Annotated in this window: 12 protein-coding genes and 1 pseudogene; 1 reads left to right on the forward strand and 12 read right to left on the reverse strand. The window is 62.8% G+C overall.

Translation table 11 applies throughout. From position 1 onward, the window contains the following. Window positions 1-64: 64 nt before the first annotated feature. The 8 genes and pseudogenes from NE851_RS09025 to epmA form a co-directional block, all read right to left on the reverse strand. Window positions 65-1,243 carry a glycosyltransferase family 4 protein gene (locus tag NE851_RS09025; RefSeq protein WP_127431116.1) on the reverse strand — a complete coding sequence of 393 codons (1,179 nt, stop codon included), beginning with the start codon at window positions 1,241-1,243 and terminating at the stop codon, window positions 65-67. A 94-nt stretch (window positions 1,244-1,337) separates the two neighbouring features. Next, window positions 1,338-3,811 (reverse strand): annotated as a pseudogene (locus NE851_RS09030) (glycoside hydrolase family 2 protein). Between the two features lie 16 nt (window positions 3,812-3,827). Continuing rightward, a complete protein-coding gene (locus tag NE851_RS09035) occupies window positions 3,828-4,808 on the reverse strand; it encodes a DUF1839 family protein (RefSeq protein ID WP_174824484.1) in 981 nt (326 codons plus the stop codon). Next, the gene (locus tag NE851_RS09040; RefSeq protein WP_047615705.1) at window positions 4,799-5,707 is read right to left on the reverse strand and encodes an amino acid--[acyl-carrier-protein] ligase; all 909 of its coding nucleotides are present in this window, start codon (window positions 5,705-5,707) and stop codon (window positions 4,799-4,801) included. The genes NE851_RS09035 and NE851_RS09040 overlap by 10 nt, the downstream gene beginning before the upstream one ends. A gap of 5 nt (window positions 5,708-5,712) precedes the next feature. Beyond that, a complete protein-coding gene (locus NE851_RS09045) occupies window positions 5,713-6,894 on the reverse strand; it encodes an acyl-CoA dehydrogenase family protein (RefSeq protein WP_047615710.1) in 1,182 nt (393 codons plus the stop codon). Then, window positions 6,894-7,145: an acyl carrier protein gene (locus NE851_RS09050; protein WP_028757744.1), complete on the reverse strand. Its 252-nt coding sequence runs from the start codon at window positions 7,143-7,145 to the stop codon at window positions 6,894-6,896. Before NE851_RS09050 ends, NE851_RS09045 begins: the two co-directional genes overlap by 1 nt. 265 nt (window positions 7,146-7,410) lie before the next feature. After that, complete coding sequence (locus tag NE851_RS09055; protein ID WP_127431119.1) at window positions 7,411-8,463, reverse strand: lysine-2,3-aminomutase-like protein; 1,053 nt, start codon at window positions 8,461-8,463, stop codon at window positions 7,411-7,413. Then, window positions 8,460-9,521 carry an EF-P lysine aminoacylase EpmA gene (gene epmA, locus NE851_RS09060; protein ID WP_047615719.1) on the reverse strand — a complete coding sequence of 354 codons (1,062 nt, stop codon included), beginning with the start codon at window positions 9,519-9,521 and terminating at the stop codon, window positions 8,460-8,462. The genes NE851_RS09055 and epmA overlap by 4 nt, the downstream gene beginning before the upstream one ends. A 147-nt stretch (window positions 9,522-9,668) precedes the next feature. Between epmA and efp the strand changes: the two genes are divergently transcribed. Then, window positions 9,669-10,238, forward strand: a complete 570-nt coding sequence (efp, locus tag NE851_RS09065) for an elongation factor P (RefSeq protein ID WP_028758989.1) — start codon at window positions 9,669-9,671, stop codon at window positions 10,236-10,238. A 110-nt stretch (window positions 10,239-10,348) separates the two neighbouring features. Here efp and NE851_RS09070 read toward each other — a convergent pair whose 3' ends face one another. The 4 genes from NE851_RS09070 to NE851_RS09085 are packed head-to-tail and all read right to left on the reverse strand — an operon-like array spanning window position 10,349 to window position 14,047. After that, on the reverse strand, window positions 10,349-11,077 hold the full coding sequence (locus NE851_RS09070) for an SIS domain-containing protein (RefSeq protein ID WP_127431120.1): 729 nt from the start codon (window positions 11,075-11,077) through the stop codon (window positions 10,349-10,351). 17 nt (window positions 11,078-11,094) lie between these two features. After that, a complete protein-coding gene (gene nagA, locus NE851_RS09075) occupies window positions 11,095-12,246 on the reverse strand; it encodes an N-acetylglucosamine-6-phosphate deacetylase (RefSeq protein WP_097543560.1) in 1,152 nt (383 codons plus the stop codon). Next, window positions 12,246-13,277 carry an SIS domain-containing protein gene (locus NE851_RS09080; RefSeq protein ID WP_127431121.1) on the reverse strand — a complete coding sequence of 344 codons (1,032 nt, stop codon included), beginning with the start codon at window positions 13,275-13,277 and terminating at the stop codon, window positions 12,246-12,248. The genes nagA and NE851_RS09080 overlap by 1 nt, the downstream gene beginning before the upstream one ends. Continuing rightward, window positions 13,274-14,047 (reverse strand): GntR family transcriptional regulator, encoded by a 774-nt coding sequence (locus NE851_RS09085; RefSeq protein WP_254959934.1) that lies wholly within the window; start codon window positions 14,045-14,047, stop codon window positions 13,274-13,276. Before NE851_RS09085 ends, NE851_RS09080 begins: the two co-directional genes overlap by 4 nt. Window positions 14,048-14,084 lie beyond the last annotated feature (37 nt).

Consider the following 14,084-nt stretch of genomic DNA (forward strand, 5'->3'; position numbering starts at 1 on the left):
AAAGCCGCATACCCGCCATCTCTAATGCGAAAATGTTAAAATAAAGCGGAGTGACGACCTCACCTTAGCTGGCTTGCATCGCCGACAGCCTCTGGAGCGCCTTCTCATAGCTGTTCTCTGCGAGGTATTTCAGCAGGAACTCCCGCGCCTTCTCGGCCTTCTCTCGTGCACGCTGGGGCGCGAGGAAGATGTCCCGCAAGTGCGCAGCCGCCGCCTCTGGAGAAGGGTCAGCCCAGACCGCGCCCGCGAGCCCGGCAAATTCGGGATGGGTATCGATGACCCGAATGAGCGGAGAGGCGACCATCCAGCTATTGTCGGGATCGCAGAAATCCACCGTGCCCGACCAGGCGGTAGAAATCACCGGCGTGCGCTGCATGATCGCCTCGGCCACCGTCAGCCCGAAACCCTCGGAACGATGCAGCGAAAGATAGGCGTCTGAACAGCGGATGAGGCCGTTGATATCGGCGTCCGACAGCCTGTCGGTGACGATCTTGATCCGGGGGTTGCCGGCGACCGAAGCGATCAGTTCGCGCAGGCCTTCATCCCTATCGATATTGCCACTGGCCTTCATCAACAGGAAGGCGCTTGGGGCTTCGGCGACGAAGATCCTGAAGGCCTCGATGATGGCCTTCGGATTCTTCCGGTTGATCGAGGAGCCGGCACTGAAGATGAAGCTGACGAGAAAGGCGTCTTCCTCGATGCCGAATTTCTGGCGCATGCCTTCCGTCGCCGGCTTCTCCGTGACGGGATGCGGAACCACGATGACGGGTGCCGCGGTCAGCGGCGCAATCGTCCGCCGGGTGAATTCCGACGGCACGAAGACCGCATTCATGTAATGCATCGCATTGCGCCATTCCGCCGGCACAACTTCGAGCTCCCAGGCGAAATAGCCGATGTTGAAGGCGCGGGTGAAATTTCCAACGCCCTTCTTCAGGATGGCGCGCGGCAGCATCGGCGGATTGAGATGCCAGATCCGGCTTCCCGCGGGTTCGGTGGAAAGGTGCGACGGCATCCATCCGGCGAAGGCATTCTCGTCGGGATGCGTGCTGACGTCGGAAAGCGCAATCGCCCGCCCCGCCTCCGACAACGCGCCGGCGCAGAGCCTTGCCGATTCGCCGACGCCGACCGCCATCGAGAGATAGCCGACGATCTCCACCGGCTTGCGCGGATTGAAGGCAAGACGCGCGCGTGGAATCAGCCGCTGCAGGACATGGGCGCGCAGAAAGCGGTATATCGTTCTCAAATCACGGTCTTTCCAAATGGATCGGCATCAGCCCCAGAGCATGATGCCGAAAAGTGTGCGCGGTTTTCGGACGGCAGCATGCTCTATCTCTTTTCTAGAACGCGACACGATGCGAACTGCCTAAACTTCTGATCTCACCCGTAGGCGGAACATCGCTTTCCGCGCTCAGGAGCGCATGCAGCTTCACGCGCCACGCCACGCCGGGAGCGAGATGGAACCAGTCGTCGTCGGCCCGATAGCCTTCGACGTCGATATGCACCGATTGCGCCAGCCGGTCGGTCCTCAAATCGACGAACCAGTCGTCGCCATCTCTGCCGAGTGACGCTTCGATCCCTGCGTCATGGAGCGCCTTCCCCCGGCCGCACGGGAAGTGGAAGCTTTCGGCGAGAATGGCGCCATCTGCCAGCGAGCGCAGACGCGCCACGCTTGCGTCGTGCGATGGTGGTCCAAAACGGAAGGCATAGGTCGTATCGAAGAAGGCGCCGAACAGCGTTGTGCAGGCAAAACGCTCCGTGCTCCTTGCCGCCAGCTTGAAGGCCATGCTGCCGCTGACGACCTGTTGCTTGCCGTCCCGCAGGCAGACGACCTCGAGCTCCACGTCGAGCGCGGCGTCCGCCTCGTTGACGACATGCACGTCGAGACCGTTGGTTCCCTCGTCGGTGAAGACCACTTGCACCGGCCGGAAGGCACGGCGCATCGCATACCAGACGGGCTTCGGCTCTCCGGTGGAATCGATCACCCCCAGCCGGGACCGGGCAACAGGTCTTGCAGCGTCCAGACGAGCGCGCCGTTGCAGCCGGAGCCCTTGCGCCGCCATTCGGCAAAAGCCTCCTCGATCACCTCGCCGGTGACGGCGCGGGAGAGATCGAGATAGTGTTCCGGATCCTCACGGCGCAATTGGGCCGGATCGAAACCGTAGAGAAGGTGCAGATAGAAGTCGCGAACATCCTCGAAATCCCACGATGCGCTGCGGTCGCGCGGCACGCGGGCCTTCCAGAGCGGGCTATGGACGGCGGGCACGTCGAGATGACGCTGCAGCGTCCTTTGCTGCGGCACATGCGCGAAGGCGAGGCCTTCGGAGGCAAACCGCACATCGGCGCGGCGCGCATCGGCAATCGGCCGCATATAGGCGCCGACGCCGTAATAATGTGCAATTCCGGCATTGGGCGAAAAAGGCATGGCCCCGCCATAGGGCGAATTCGGGACATAGGGCACGTCGGGACGCATGCGCGCGACGACCGCCGGGATGATCTCGTCGGTGACCGGCCCGCTCCAGAATTCCGCCGGCAGGCCGAGCATCGCCGCCTGCTGGTGGATTTCACTGCCGCCGCAAAGCACAGCGAGGGAGGGCGACGCCTGGACACCGTGCAGAAATTCCTCGACCTCCGCATGCACATGGCCAAGAAAGGCCTTGTCGTTGCGCGGATAATCGAAATTGGCGAACATGAAATCCTGCCAGACGAGCAGGCCGAGTTCATCGCAGAGCGCGAAGAAATCCGGCGTCTCATAGGCCATGGTGCCGCCGATGCGGATCATGTTCATCCCGGCCTCCGCGGCAAGCCGCAGGAACGGTTCGTAATCCGCCCGGCCGCCCGGCAATCGCACGATATCGGCCGTCGTCCACACCGCGCCGCGGCAGAAGATGCGTTCGCCGTTGACGGTGAGCGCGAAGTTATCACCATCGGCACCGCGGTCGACATCGATCCGGCGGAAGCCAGTCGTGCCGAGCGGATATTCGACGCCGTCGGAAACCAGTGTCAGCTCGTAGAGACGCGGAGCGCCGTGGGTGTGCGGCCACCATGGCTCGATGTCGGGAAGCTTGAGAATAGCCGAGTAATGACTGTCGCCGACCTTCTCGAAAGGCTGCTCCATTCCGCCGCAGCGCAGCAGCATGGCGGGATCCTCGGCATTGCTATGCAGCGATACGCTGAGACGGCCGGCGCCGCTCTCCGCCAAGAGGGCGCGGATGGAGACGTTGTCGATCGAGACGGGATTGCGCCGCACCATGGAAATCGGTCGCCACGGCCCGATAGCATGAATATCGGGGCACCAGCCCGGCATATGGCCGAGCAGCGTCGTGCGAAAATTCTTCAGGCCCGCCGGCGTGATCATCTGCGGCCGCCAGCGCGCGCGCGGGCCGGGCTCCGACAGACGGGGGCCGAGCGCCCGGAAGCAGAGCGCCAGTTCGTCGCCGCCCGACAGCGTCACCGGAATCTCGTGCGCCGTGAACATGCTCTCGGAAAACAGGATTTCCTGGCCGTTCAGGAAGACATGGCAGAGCGTCGCGAGCCCTTGGAAATGCAGGATCGCTTCGCCGGGCTCGGCATCGAAAAGCCGGCAGAGATACCAGGCATCCCGCGTGTTCAGCGGCTCGGGATTTTCACGGTCGAAGAGCCCAGCCTTTTCGAGCGCCGCGGCGACAGTGCCGGGAACGGGCGCGGGAATGAACTGGGCGGAAAGGTGAATGTCGTGCGGCACGGCGCAGGCGCCCGGCTCCGTCAGGATCAGGTTCCAGCCTTCGGAAAGCAGGCTTTCCTCGGCACCGATGCTTGCCAAACGCCCCCGCATGGTCAGATCTCCGGCTTCAGATTCGCCCCGCAAGCGACGCCATCATGGAATCCCATGCATCGGCGGCCGGATCAAGTGCTGCCTGCAACGGCTCGAACTTCCTGCGGGTGACGGCGCGGGCAAGCTGGAACTGCACCGATTTCGCCACCTCGGAAATGCGCCTGGCATGCTCGGCGGCAGCCGCGAATTCACCGGCGGAAAGCCAGGTGAGGTAATCGGCCGCCAGCTCGAAATTGGCGCCTACCTGGCGAAGCGTGTTGAAGGCGTATTTGTGGAAGAAGCCGAACGGCCGTTCCGCTACCGCTTCGACCTGCTGCGGAAAGACGCTTGCAAAGGCGCGGATCGGGTTTTCGCGGGGACGCCTGATGAAATGAAAGCCGGCAAGCTGCCGCGCGGTCTTCCGCAGATGCGTTTCATCAGCCGGCTTTTCCGGAAACCGCGCAAATTCCGTATAGGGCAGGAACGGCGGATCGTTCTCCGTCAGATGCAGCTGGAACAGCCCGTCGAAATCCTCGCCTTCCAGGCGGAAATAACCGGCATTGTGAAAATAATCGACGCGCTTGGCCGCAACATCCAGCCGGTTGATCGCCACCGTCGTCTTGCCGTGCTCCTGCCGGTAGGCGGTGCCGCGCGTGTCCGGCATGTAGAAGGAATCCATCTCGATCAGGCAGAGACGGGCACGGGCGATCTGAACCTCGACATGGCGTTCGACACGGTCGTAGATGGCAAGCTCGGTGGCGCGAATACCGTAGAGCGCTTCGAGATCCTGGAGCGGCACCTTGAAGAAGGTGAACTGGTCGCCCTCGAAATCCTGCGTCAGGGTAAAACCCAGCATCGCCTCGGGCGCGACACCGGATGATGCCAGCACCTCGATCCAGAGATCGACATAGCAATTGGTTTCCGGCCAGGCGCGCTCACTGGAATGCAGCGCATGCGCCCGGTAGGTTTCCGGGTCGATTCCCGAAAATACCGATGTCATGGATGTGCTCAGCCCCACAGCGCTTTCCGTACGCTGGCCGGCCATTGCTTCACATCGAGCCCGTGATGGTGGAAGAGGGCAAGCGCGATGCGCTCCAGCCCGAAGCCGACGCAGGCGGTGTGCGCGACGCTGCCGTCTTCGAGATTGAGACCCCATTTCGTGCCGAAGGCATCCTGATGGTAGTTGAAGCTCATGCAGGCGGTCGGATTGGCAGCCGAGGTGATCGGGATCAGCAGCTCGAATTTCAGGTTCTGGTCGCGCTGATTGTTGGCGAGCATCTTGCCGGCGCGGCCGAAGAACGGATCGTTGGCGACGTCGATCGTCACGTCGAGACCGACGGCCTTCATCATCTCGACGCCGCGATCCATCCAGCGCTGGCGGAAATCGGTGACGTGCTGTTCAGTGCCCATGCAGATATATTCGCGCATGCGGAACAGCTGCTGGCGGGCAGGATCCTTCGACGGCTCATGGCGGAAGCAATAGGATTGCAGGTCGAAGAGGCCGCCCGTCTTTGGCAGATTGCCGCGCTTGGCGATCGTCGGATAGAGCGGATAGCAGGCAGCCGGCGTCAGCACGATGTCGGTCGCCTCCTGCCCCTTGGTCCAGTCCTCGCCGACTTCCATGCATTGCAGCAGGCTGACATGATCGAGTTCGCTGCCGCAGAAACTGTGCACCGTGCCAGCCAGTTGCGGGAAGCTCTTCATGTAACCGCTCTTTTCGAAAAAGGCGCGGTTCATGCCCGGCGGGAAGCGCATCGCCTCCGCGCCGTCGGCGCCGCCGAACCTGTCGATCAGCCGCTCGAAGGCAGCGATCACGTCTTCGAACTGGCCGCTGCGGCCATAGAGCCCGTCGATGCCGGTATCGATCAGCAGGCCGGATTCGAAAAGCCGGTCCAGAAACGAGGTCTGCATATCCATGACTGTCACCCCAGTAGGCTAGTGTCCTGCTTATGGACAAGAAGCATGCTCGACGTATTGCCGAGGATGCGGTCGTTCGAGATCATCAGCTGTGCGGAATGCGCGTCGCGCAGATGGCGTCCGAGGCTGAACGGCGTGCCGTTCTTGTAGCCCATGATGCCGCAGATCAGCATGGCATGGTTGACGATCTCCAGGATCGTCTCGGACGAGGCGATCTTGACGTTGTTCATCGCCACCGCAAAGCCCATCGAGGACAGCCTGTCGACATCGGCCTTGGCATCCTCGTAGGCCTTGAGGCCGGCAACCACATTGGATTTCACCATCTGCAGCAGGTTCGAAACCTCGGCGAGGCGCAACGCGCCCGGCGGCTGGGCATCCGGCGCCTTGCGGGCGGCGGCGCGCACGAAGGCCTGGGCACGTGCGACGGCATCGACTGCGATGCCGTACCAGACGCCACTCCACAACAGGTGCGAGGAGGCGAGCATGGATTGCGCCGCGATCTCGGCGAAAGGCTTCGGCAGGATCTGATGCGCCGGCGCCTCGCCCTTGAACAGGAAGCCGTCGGAGCAGGTGCCGCGCATGCCCAGCGTATTCCAGACATGGGTCTTCTCGAGCGTGTACTGATCCTTGAGGAAGGCCGTCAGCACCTGATCGGAGGAAGCCGCCTGCGCGTGGGCACGCGACGTGATGAGGATCGCGTCGGCATGCGAGCCGTAGGAAATGACGGTCGCATCCTTTTCGAGGCGGCAAGTATCGCCATCGACCTCGACCGCGCAGATGCTGTTGCGCAGGTTTCCGCCGATGCCGCCTTCGGTGGTGGCGGAAGCAATCAGCAGCTGCTCTGCGGCGATGCGGCGCATGAAGCTGCGATGCCATTCGCTGTCGGCGCCGTGTTCAACGAGGCTCGACAGCTTGATGTGATGCATGGCGAAGACCATGGCGCTTGCCGCGCAGGCCTGGCCGAGCATCGAGCACAATTCGGCGATCTCGGTGATCGAGGCGGATTCACCGCCGAGATGGCGCGGCACCTGGATGCCGAGCAGCCTTTCGGCCTTCATCGCCTCCACGGCTTCGCGGGGAAAGCGGCCTTCGACATCGACGGCATCGGCGTGCTTTGCCGCGATTTCGGCGACGCGGGCCACTCTTGCGACAAGACCGTCCTGCATGATCTTGACGGGGAAATTCATCAGGCGACCTTCCGGCTGTCCCGGATGAGATCGACGGTCCTGGCGATGGCCGAGATGCTCGCGAAGGATTTGCGGTTCAGGAGATTGTCGGGAAATTCGATGTCGAAGGCCTCTTCGATGCCAAGCATCAGCTGCACGGAAGCAAAGGACGTCAAACCTGCCGCATAAAGATCGGCATCGTCGCCAACCTGGTCGATCGACACAGGAAGCTTGCCGAATTTGGCTACGAGGTCGCGGATTGTCGTATTCATCCCATCACTCCAAGATTCTCATGATCCCGAACCGGCGTTCATCGCCTTGTCATGAGCGTTCTTTTAGTGCGGAAAACAGAACATTCCGCTAATTTGTTGGGTTAAATATGACTAAGGCTCACAGTTAGGATTTTAGCGATCATTCCGGCATTGTCGTAAACAACGATTTTCTATCAACGACTTAGGACAATCTTGCCGCTGCGACACACAATAGGTTCTGGCGTGACGAGTACAGAAATGACACGCAAACGCGCCGCTTTTTGTCTCAATCGGCCGGCGGATAGGAATGCTCGCCGCCGCGATAATCGGTGATGGAATAACATCCGTCGCCTGTCGCCCGGATAGCGCTCCCACTGATGACGGCCTTGCCGTGACCGCCTGGAATATCGAGAATGTAAGTCGGCTGGCAGAGACCGGAAATCCGCCCGCGCAACGCCGCGACGATCTCCTGCCCCTCCTCGATCGTCACTCTGAAATGACCGGTGCCGGGCGCCAGATCCGGATGATGCAGGTAATAGGGTTTGACGCGGATTTCGACGAAGGCCTTCATCAGCGCCGCAAGCACGTCGGGATCGTCGTTGACGCCCTTGAGCAGCACCGACTGGCTGAGCATGGCGATGCCGGCATCGACAAGGCGGGCGCAGGCTGCGCGCGCTTCCATCGTCAGTTCCCTGACATGGTTGGCGTGCAGCGCCACATAGACCGTCTTGCCGCCTGCTTTCAGCGCGGCGACCAGCGCCGCATCGATCCTTTCCGGATCGACGACCGGAACACGCGTGTGGAAACGCACGATCTTCACATGGGCGATCCCGGCGAGCGTCTCCATGATGTCGTGGAGACGGCGCGGAGAAAGCACCAGCGGATCGCCACCGGTGAGGATGACCTCCCAGATCTCCTCATGACCTCGGATATAGTCGAAAGCGGCCTGCATCGCCGTGGCATCGAGCGTGCCGAGGCCCTGCGGTCCGACCATTTCGCGCCGGAAGCAAAAACGGCAATAGACCGGGCAGACATGCACGGCCTTGAGCAACACACGATCGGGATAGCGGTGAACGATGCCTTCGACGGGGCTGTGGGCATGATCGCCGATCGGATCGGCGCGTTCCTCGCTGGCGATCGTGAGTTCGGCGATATCGGGCACGAACTGCCGGGCGATCGGATCATCGGGATCGGTGCGGTCGATGAGCTTGCTGATCACCGGCGTCAGCGCGATCGCATAGCGCGCAGCAACCTCTTCGAGCGTTGCACGATCGGCAGACGCGGCGAGCCCTGCCTTCACAAGATCGTCGACGCTCTTGATCGGTTTGACGACATTCATCTTCCATACTCCGCAACCGGCGCCCAGAGCACCTGGTCGATGCGCGATGCTCCCGTTGCCAGCATTACCAGCCGGTCGAAACCGAGCGCGATGCCGCTTGCCTCTGGCATCAGCGCCAGCGCGGCGAGGAAATCCTCGTCGATCGGATAGGTCTCGCCGTAGACCCGCGCCTTCTCGGCCATCTCGATCTCGAACCGTCGCCGCTGTTCGGCAGCGTTGGTGAGCTCGCCGAAGCCGTTCGCAAGCTCGACGCCGCAGGCATAGAGCTCGAAACGTTCCGCGACCCTGGGGTCGCGTGCCGAGGGACGCGCAAGTGCCGCCTCCGAGACCGGATATTCGTCGAGGATGGTGATGCGGCCGAAGCCGAGATGCGGTTCGATCTTCTCGACCAGCACCCGGCTGAAGAGATCGGCCCAGCCGTCGTCATCGGCAACCCGCATGCCGACGCGCCTGAGTTCGGCTGCCAGATGGTTGCGATCGGTCGAACCATCGGCGGCGACCGAGGCAAGAAGATCGATGCCGGCATGCCGCTCGAAGGCTTCGGCAACGCTGAGCCGCTCCGGCCCGGCGAAGGGATCGCTCGCGACGCCGCGATAGGCAAGCGTCCCCGCCTTTACCGTTTCTGCCGCCAGCGCCAGGATCCGCACGCAATCCATCATCAGGCTCTCATAGCTTTCGCCCGCCCGATACCATTCGAGCATGGTGAATTCGGGATGATGCAGCGGCCCGCGCTCGCGATTGCGATAGACATGGGCAAAACACGAGATCCGTTCCTCGCCCGCCGCAAGCAGCTTCTTGCAGGCGAATTCCGGCGAGGTGTGCAGGTAAAATGGAGCCCTTTGCCCGTCCGTCGTCAGCGCTTCCGTCGCGAAGGCATGCAGATGCGCCTCATTGCCCGGAGAGACCTGCAGCACCGCCGTATCCACCTCGATGAAATCCTCGCGCGCGAAAAACCCGCGCAACGCCGCCTGGATCGCATTGCGCCCGATCAGGAACGGACGGCGATCGGCATGTACGGACGAGGTCCACCAGGGGGACGCTTTGGCCGAAGAGTTCATTCCAAGCTTTCTTCGCCGGAGAAGCCGGTATGGGGTGGCTATTTCCCGGATTTTAGGTTAGTTGCGCCCCCAAAGAAAAACATTTGCGTCTTCGGGGCGTCTCGACAGTCCTCTACGACGCCGAAAGCCGAGTTACAAGGAAGTCTTATGGTCAAGGTCATCGCCTCTTCGGTCCGCAAGGGCAACGTTCTCGACGTCGACGGCAAGCTCTACGTCGTCCTCACCGCCCAGAACTTTCATCCGGGCAAAGGCACGCCGGTCACCCAGGTCGACATGCGCCGCATCGTCGACGGCGTGAAGGTTTCCGAGCGTTGGCGCACCACCGAACAGGTCGAGCGCGCCTTCGTCGAAGACGTGAACCATCAGTTCCTCTACGAGGACGGCGAAGGCTTTCACTTCATGAACCCTGGAAACTACGATCAGGTCGTCGTCGATGTCGAGACGATGGGTGACGACAAGGCTTATCTGCAGGAAGGCATGACCTGCGTTCTGTCAATGCATGAAGGCATTGCTCTGGCGATCCAGATGCCGCGTCACGTCACGCTCGAAATCACCGAGACGGAACCGGTCGTCAAGGGCCAGACGGCGTCGTCTTCCTACAAGCCGGCCATGCTGTCGAACGGCGTGCGCACCATGGTGCCGCCGCACATCAATGCCGGCACCCGCGTCGTCATCGCCACGGAAGACAATTCCTACGTCGAACGCGCCAAGGATTGATCCTGAGTGACAAACTCTTGAAGAGGCCGGCTTATGCCGGCCTTTTTGTATCCGCCTTCTTTGCAGCATGATGTTGTCCGAAAACCGCTCACACTTTTCGGCATCATGCTCTAGAGATGCGGGTTGCGCGGCCGGTATTTCTTGACGAGCTTCTGGTTGATCTCGGCCGCACCCGGCATGTTGGCGCTGAGATAAATTGGCGCATCGCCGGATTTCGAAAGCTGCGAGGCGACTTCGGCGAAGACCGCATTGATCACCGTTACCCCGACCGCCGTCGAGACTGGCCCAACCCGAAGCCCCGTGCCTTCGAGATCGACAACGGCATCACCCGGTGGCAGCCCGTTGTCGAGCACCACATCGGCCACGTCGGCGAGCCGCCGGCGGCCATTGGCGATCGCTGACGAATAGGCGATCGACGTGATGGCAATCACCTTTGCGCCGATTTCGCGCGCATAGTCGGCCGCCTCGATCGGCGCGGCGTTCACGCCCGAATTGGAAGCGATGATGATGACATCGCCCGGCTGCATGCCGTAGCGCTCCAGCATCGGCCGCACCAGGCCCTGCGTGCGCTCATAGACCGAACTGATGACCGCACCCTCATGCAGCATGGCCGAGCCGACCAGCACCGGCACGGTGAAGGCGAGCCCGCCGGCACGATAGTGCACCTCTTCCGCCAGCATATGCGAATGGCCGGTGCCGAAGACATAGACGCGCTTGTCGCCGTGGGCAGCATCGAGGATGACGGCCGCGGCCTGCGCCATCGGCTCGGCAAGCGCCTGCTTCAGCTCTTCCAGCCGGCCGATGAGGTTGGCGAAATAGGCATCGGTAATGTCGGTCATCCCACGTCTCCTTGATGTCAGGCCGCTTCGCCGCCGAGCCAGGTGGCGGTGACGGCAAGCGCATCGGTGAGATGCACGAGATCGGCGCGCATGCCCGGCGAGAGATGACCGCGATCGGCAAGCCTGAGGAAGCGGGCGGGATATAGGGTCGCCATGCGCAGGGCCTCGGCGAGCGTCAGGTCGAGATAGGTGACACCGTACCGGATCGTCGAGATCATATCGACGTCGGAACCGGCGAGCGTGCCGTCGGAAAGCACCAGCTTCGAGCAGAAGCCACCCCTTTCTCGCCGGACGGTGCGCCCGTTCAGCGTGAACGAGTCTTTCTCCGAGCCGACGAGCGACATCGCGTCGGTGACGAAGAACAGCTTGCCTTCGCCGCGCTTGGCGCGCAGGGCCGTGCGCAAGGCCTTCGGATCGACGTGATGGCCATCGGCGATGATGCCGCACCAGGTCGAGGGATGGTCGATTGCCGCGCCGACGAGGCCGGGTGTGCGGTGTCCCAGCTGGCTCATGGCGTTAAAGAGATGCGTGACGCCGCGTGCGCCGGCATCGAAGCGTTCTTCCGCCGCCTCGCTCGAACAATCGGAATGCCCGATGCTGACCGTGACGCCGGCTTCCGCAAGCTCGCGCACCTGGGCAACCGTCACCTGCTCGGCCGCCATGGTGACGAGCAACGTGCCGATCTCCTCGCGTGCTCGGATGAAGGTCTTGACGTCACGTTCCTCCACCGGCCGCATCAGCTCGGCCAGATGCGCGCCTTTTCTCGCCGGCGCCAGATGCGGGCCTTCGAGATGCAGGCCAGCGACGCCGCGGCTCGCCTTGACCGCCTCCTTGGCCGCCTCGATCGCGGCAATGGAGGCTTCCGATGTATCGGTGATCAGCGTCGGCAGCAACGACGTCGTGCCATAGGGCCGGTGTCCTCCGGCGATGATGTCCATCGAAGCGGCGGAAGGCTCGTCGTTCAGCATTCGCCCGCCGCCGCCATTGACCTGCGCATCGATGAAACCGGCCGACAGAACCCCGCCCGCAAGTGTCACGACCTCGCCGTCCGGCAGATCGTTTCTTGCGACGATCGCTTCGACTCGGCCGCCGGCAGTGATGAGCGCCTTGTCGTCATGGAAGCGTTCGCCGTCGAAGATGCGGGCGCCAAGGAAGATCTTGCGGGCCATCAGACCGTCTCCGTCACCTTGAGCAGGTTTGCCGGTCTGTCGGGATCGAAGCCCTTGCGGCGCGTCACCGACTCGATCAGCCGGTAATAGACGAGCAGCGACACCAGCGGATCGACGAGGCCGTTGCCCGTGGTCGGTACGCGGAGATGGACGCCGGACAGCGGCTGCGCCGAGAAGCCGACGGTGGTGGCGCCGAGTTTCTGCAGGCGCTCGAGTGCCTGGACGTTGTTGGCGAAGGCGGCATCGTCGGGCGTAAAGGCGACGATCGGAAAGCCCGGCTGCACCAGGCGCATCGGACCATGCATCAGTTCCGCCAGCGAGAAGGCCTCGGCATGCAAGCCGGAGGTCTCCTTAGCCTTCAGCGCCGCTTCGAGCGCGATCGCGAAAGCTGGGCCGCGGCCGGCCGTATAGAGCGAGGTTGCGTTGAAGAGCACCTCCTCGGCCGCCGCCGTGTCGATCCCGGCAGTTGCCGACAGCGCCTCCGGCAGCTTGTCGAGCGCAGTCTGCAGATCGGATGCGCCGCCGATCGCAGCCGTCACCCCGGAAAGGGCGGCGACCGAGGCAATGAAGGATTTCGTCGCCGCGACACTCTTTTCGGCACCGGCATTGAGGCCGAGAACGATATCGGCCTGTTTCGCAAGCGGGCTGTCGGTGACGTTGACGACGGCGATCGTCGTCGCTCCGCCCTTCTTCGCCGCATCCTGCAGCGCAACGATATCGGGGCTGGCGCCCGACTGCGAGACGGTGAAATGGACGCCGCCCTTCAGATGCAGCGCGGCACCATAGACGGAAGCGATTGACGGACCGACCGAGGCGACCGGAACGCCGCAGGTGATCTCGAAGAGATACTTGAAGAAGGTGGCGGCATGGTCGGAGGAGCCGCGCGCCGCCGTGGTCACCACGCTCGGGCGGGCGGACGAAAACAGCCGGGCGATCTCGGCAAAGACCGGCTTTTCCTTTTCGAGAAGCGTGGCCACCACCTCTGGCGACTGGCCGGCTTCCTGCAGCATCAGCGACTGGTTCTCACTCATAGGTCATCTCCAATTCTCAATTCGGCAACAAAATCATAGGCATCGCCGCGATAATGCGAGCGGGTGTATTCGACGACGCGCTGGTCTTCCAGGCGCGAGACACGTTCGATCAGAAGCGCCGGCGCGCCTGATTTGACGTTCAGGATCGCCGCAGAAGACGGGTCGAGCGTAACCGCAGTGAGCCGCTGCAGCGCGCGCACGGGCCTGTGGCCGCTGGCCGTCAGCGCATCGTAGAGCGATCCCTCGCCACCGGCATCGTGCCCAAGGAACTTGATCGGCACCACGGCGCGTTCAATCGCCAGCGGCAGGCCATCGGCAAGGCGCAAGCGGTCGAGTCTCAGCACCGGCTCGTCGCCGCCGAGGCCGAGCAGGAAGGATTCCTCCGGCGACGGCGTATTGACCGCCCGCGACAATACCCGCGCAGCCGGCAGACGCCCGCGCGAGCGCATGTCGGCGGAGAAGGAGGAAAGCCGCCAGAGCGACTGCTCCATGCGTTCCACTCTGCTCGAGACGAAAGTACCGCTTCCGTGGCGCGATTCCAGCGCCCCTGAAGCCATCAGATCGCGATAGGCGGTGCGCACGGTGACGCGTCCGAGCTTCAGTGCCTCGGCAAGGTCGCGCTCGCCCGGCAGCGCAGTGCCCGGCTTCAGCAATCCTTCCTGAATAAGACCGGTCAGCGTCTGCGCCAGCTGCTTGTAGAGCGGCCCGGTCAGCGCCTCGTCACGCAGGCCGCGGTTCTTCAGTTCCGCTATCAGACTGGTTCTATCCATGGGCGCATAATAGAACCTATCTAGAACCAATCGGCAA

This window comes from Rhizobium anhuiense bv. trifolii (assembly GCF_024346605.1).
In the GTDB taxonomy this organism is placed as follows: Bacteria; Pseudomonadota; Alphaproteobacteria; order Rhizobiales; family Rhizobiaceae; genus Rhizobium; species Rhizobium anhuiense.

Coding starts and splice junctions, on each gene's coding strand:
- NE851_RS09045 (WP_047615710.1), bottom strand. CDS start 6,894: ATGAATTTCCCCGTCAAGATCATGCAGGACGGTCTTGTCGCAAGAGTG.
- NE851_RS09080 (WP_127431121.1), bottom strand. CDS start 13,277: ATGAGTGAGAACCAGTCGCTGATGCTGCAGGAAGCCGGCCAGTCGCCA.
- NE851_RS09070 (WP_127431120.1), bottom strand. CDS start 11,077: ATGACCGACATTACCGATGCCTATTTCGCCAACCTCATCGGCCGGCTG.
- epmA (WP_047615719.1), bottom strand. CDS start 9,521: ATGAACTCTTCGGCCAAAGCGTCCCCCTGGTGGACCTCGTCCGTACAT.
- nagA (WP_097543560.1), bottom strand. CDS start 12,246: ATGGCCCGCAAGATCTTCCTTGGCGCCCGCATCTTCGACGGCGAACGC.
- NE851_RS09055 (WP_127431119.1), bottom strand. CDS start 8,463: ATGAATGTCGTCAAACCGATCAAGAGCGTCGACGATCTTGTGAAGGCA.
- NE851_RS09050 (WP_028757744.1), bottom strand. CDS start 7,145: ATGAATACGACAATCCGCGACCTCGTAGCCAAATTCGGCAAGCTTCCT.
- NE851_RS09085 (WP_254959934.1), bottom strand. CDS start 14,047: ATGGATAGAACCAGTCTGATAGCGGAACTGAAGAACCGCGGCCTGCGT.
- NE851_RS09040 (WP_047615705.1), bottom strand. CDS start 5,707: ATGGATATGCAGACCTCGTTTCTGGACCGGCTTTTCGAATCCGGCCTG.
- efp (WP_028758989.1), top strand. CDS start 9,669: ATGGTCAAGGTCATCGCCTCTTCGGTCCGCAAGGGCAACGTTCTCGAC.